Source organism: Humidesulfovibrio sp., from assembly GCF_035560995.1.
Lineage (GTDB): Bacteria > Desulfobacterota > Desulfovibrionia > Desulfovibrionales > Desulfovibrionaceae > Humidesulfovibrio.
The window spans coordinates 1-3,083 of sequence record NZ_DATMYK010000065.1; the positions used below are offsets into that span (position 1 = coordinate 1).

Sequence of the window (3,083 nt, forward strand, 5' to 3'; positions counted from 1 at the left end):
ACCTGCCGCTTGCCGCCGTTCACTTAAACTTTTGCGCCGTTCACCGAAGAACGCGCGCCAAGGCCTTGATTCCTCCCGTAGGACGGAGGCACGTCAGACAGCACGCGGCTGGCTGGCCGGGCTCAAGGTCCGGCGCGGGCGCGGGCATACCTCAACGACAAGGCAGGAGCGAGGCAATGAGCGAAGAACAGAAGATCGTGAGCATGCAGCAGGAAGGCCGCACCTTCGACCCGCCCAAGGGCGTGCAGCAGAACGCCTACGTGAAGTCCATGGCCGAGTACGAGGCCCTGTACAAACGCGCGGACGAGGACCCGGAAGGCTACTGGGCCGAGCGCGCCCGCGAGCTCATCACCTGGGACAAGCCCTTCACCAAGGTGCTTGAGGCGGACATGAAGACGCCCCTCATCAAGTGGTTCGGCGACGGCAAGCTGAACGTCTCCGCCAACTGCCTGGACCGCCACCTGACCGACGGCCGCCGCAACAAGGCCGCCATCATCTGGCAGGGCGAGCCCGAGGAAGACGTCAAGGTCTACACCTACCAGATGCTGCACTCCGAGGTTTGCCGCTGCGCCAACCTTCTGAAGAAGCTGGGCGTCAAGCGCGGCGACCGCGTGGCCCTGTACCTGCCCATGATTCCCGAACTGGCCATCGCCATGCTGGCCTGCACGCGCATCGGCGCCACCCACTCCATCGTCTTCGCGGGCTTCTCCGCCGTCAGCCTGCAAAACCGCATCGACGACTGCCAGGCCAAGGTGCTCTTGACCGCCGACGCGGTGCTGCGCGGCGGCCGCGCCATCCCCCTCAAGGGCAATGTGGACGAGGCGCTCAAAACCTGCCCCACCATCGAGCAGTGCGTGGTGGTGAAGCGCGCGGGCAACGAGATCCGCATGGTCGAGGGCCGCGACATCTGGTGGCACGAGGCCATGGAGGCCGAGGACATCACCAGCGACTGCCCCTACGAAAAGATGGACGCCGAGGATCCGCTGTTCATCCTGTACACCTCCGGCTCCACGGGCAAACCCAAGGGCGTGGTGCACACCACCGGCGGCTACCTGACCTACGCGGCGCACACCACCCAGTGGGTCTTCGACGTGAAGGACGACGACGTCTACATGTGCACGGCCGACGTGGGCTGGATCACCGGCCACAGCTACATCGTGTACGGCCCGCTGGCCCTGGGCGCCACCAGCATCATGTTCGAGGGCGTGCCCAGCTTCCCCAAGCCGGACCGCTTCTGGAAGATCGTGGAGAAGTTCAAGGTCAACATCTTCTACACCGCGCCCACGGCCATCCGCGCGCTGATGCGCGAAGGCACCGACTGGCCCAAGAAGCACGACCTCTCAAGCTTGCGCATCCTGGGCAGCGTGGGCGAGCCCATCAACCCGGAAGCCTGGATGTGGTACTACGACAACGTCGGCGGCTCGCGCACGCCCATCGTGGACACCTGGTGGCAGACCGAGACCGGCGGCATCATGATCTCCGCCCTGCCGGGGGCTACGCCGCTCAAGCCGGGCAGCGCCACGCGGCCCCTGCCGGGCGTGGCCGCGGCCATCGTCAAGGCCGACGGCACCGACGCCGGACCGGACGAAGGCGGGCACCTGGTCATCAAGAAGCCCTGGCCCGGCATGCTGCGCGGGGTCTTCGGCGATCCGGAGCGCTACCGCAAGACCTACTTCGACCGCTTCCCCGGCTGGTACGAGGCGGGCGACGGCGCACGGGTAGACAAGGACGGATATTTTTGGATAATGGGACGGCTTGATGACGTCATCAACGTTTCCGGGCACCGCCTGGGCACAGCCGAGATAGAATCGGCGCTGGTGGCGCATCCGAGCGTGGCCGAGGCCGCCGTGGTGGGCATGCCCCACCATATCAAGGGACAGGGCATCTACGCCTACGTCACCCTGAAGAGCGGCATCGAGGAATCCGCCGAGTTGCGCAAGGCCCTTGTGGCCCATGTGCGCAAGGAGATCGGACCCATCGCCACCCCTGAAGTCATCCAGTTCGCCGACGGGTTGCCGAAGACCCGTTCCGGCAAGATCATGCGGCGCATTCTGCGCAAGATCGCCGAAGGGCAGATCGAAGACTTCGGCGACACCTCCACGCTGGCCGATCCGACCGTGATCACCAGCCTGGTGGAAGGAAAGAAGGACCTCCTGGGTCAGTAGCGCCGACTCAGGAATCATCCGGGGTTGCGGGGGCGGATCGGCCGCCCCCGCTTTTCCGCCCCTTCGGGGGGGCTTCGCCCCTTTCAAGGGGGTTGCGCCCTTGCAGATGTTCGAATGGCCCGGCGGTTTCGCCGGGTCTTTTTTTGCCCGGCGCCGGCCTACCCTTCGCGCCTCGCCTCGCCCGTCCAGCCCCGGCGCAGAAAATCAAGCGCCAGCCACATGCCGCCCACGTTGGCGAGCAAGCCCACGGCCAGAAAGCCCGGATAGCCGATAAGGCCCACGGCCGCGCCGCCCAGGATCGGGCCCAGGAAATTGCCCGCCTGCAGGGCCATGACCATGAGGTTCGAGTTCACGGCCTTCACCTGCGGCTCGGACAGCGCGTACATGAGCGCGTTCAAGGACGGCGGCCCCACCCCCATGCCCAGGCCCAAAACCAGCGCCGTGGCCGTCTCCATCCCCACGCCGTAGGTGCCCCACAGCATGCCGAAGCCCAGAGCCGTGAGGCCATAGCACCACAGCACGAGCAGCGGCTTCTTGACCTCGTCGAACAGGCGCGAGGCAAACACGCGGATGGCCAGCATGACCAGGGTCTGGATGGTGAAGAACATTCCCACCCCGCCCAGGCCCCGGCTTTCGAACAGGCTTTTGGACAAAAAGAACAGGGCCGAGAAATTGAGGTAATAGACCGTGTTCAAGAGCAGCATGAGCGCGGTCTTGCGGGTGCGCAGGCTGGCCAGCAGCACATCGAAGCCCGCGCCGCGCGCGCCCTGGCTGCGCCCCTCCTTTCGCCCCTGCCGCATGAGCGCGAGGTTGACGCAGGCCGCGGGCACCAGCGCCAGGGACATGAACGCATAGCCGTGCGCGGGCGAGGGCAGAAGTGCGCCCAGGTGGTCGAAGGCGAAGGGCACGATGGAGTAC

The 3,083-nt window shown here is 66.1% G+C and carries 2 protein-coding genes; one reads left to right on the forward strand and one right to left on the reverse strand.

Annotation, left to right across the window (positions count from 1 at the left end; all coding sequences use genetic code 11):
• Positions 1-176: 176 nt before the first annotated feature.
• A complete protein-coding gene (gene acs / locus VN419_RS02385) occupies positions 177-2,165 on the forward strand; it encodes an acetate--CoA ligase (protein WP_325644053.1) in 1,989 nt (662 codons plus the stop codon).
• A gap of 158 nt (positions 2,166-2,323) precedes the next feature.
• On the opposite strand, the gene VN419_RS02390 is transcribed toward acs, so the two are convergent.
• On the reverse strand, positions 2,324-3,083 hold a 760-nt coding region (locus VN419_RS02390), incomplete at its 5' end, for an MFS transporter (RefSeq protein WP_325644055.1).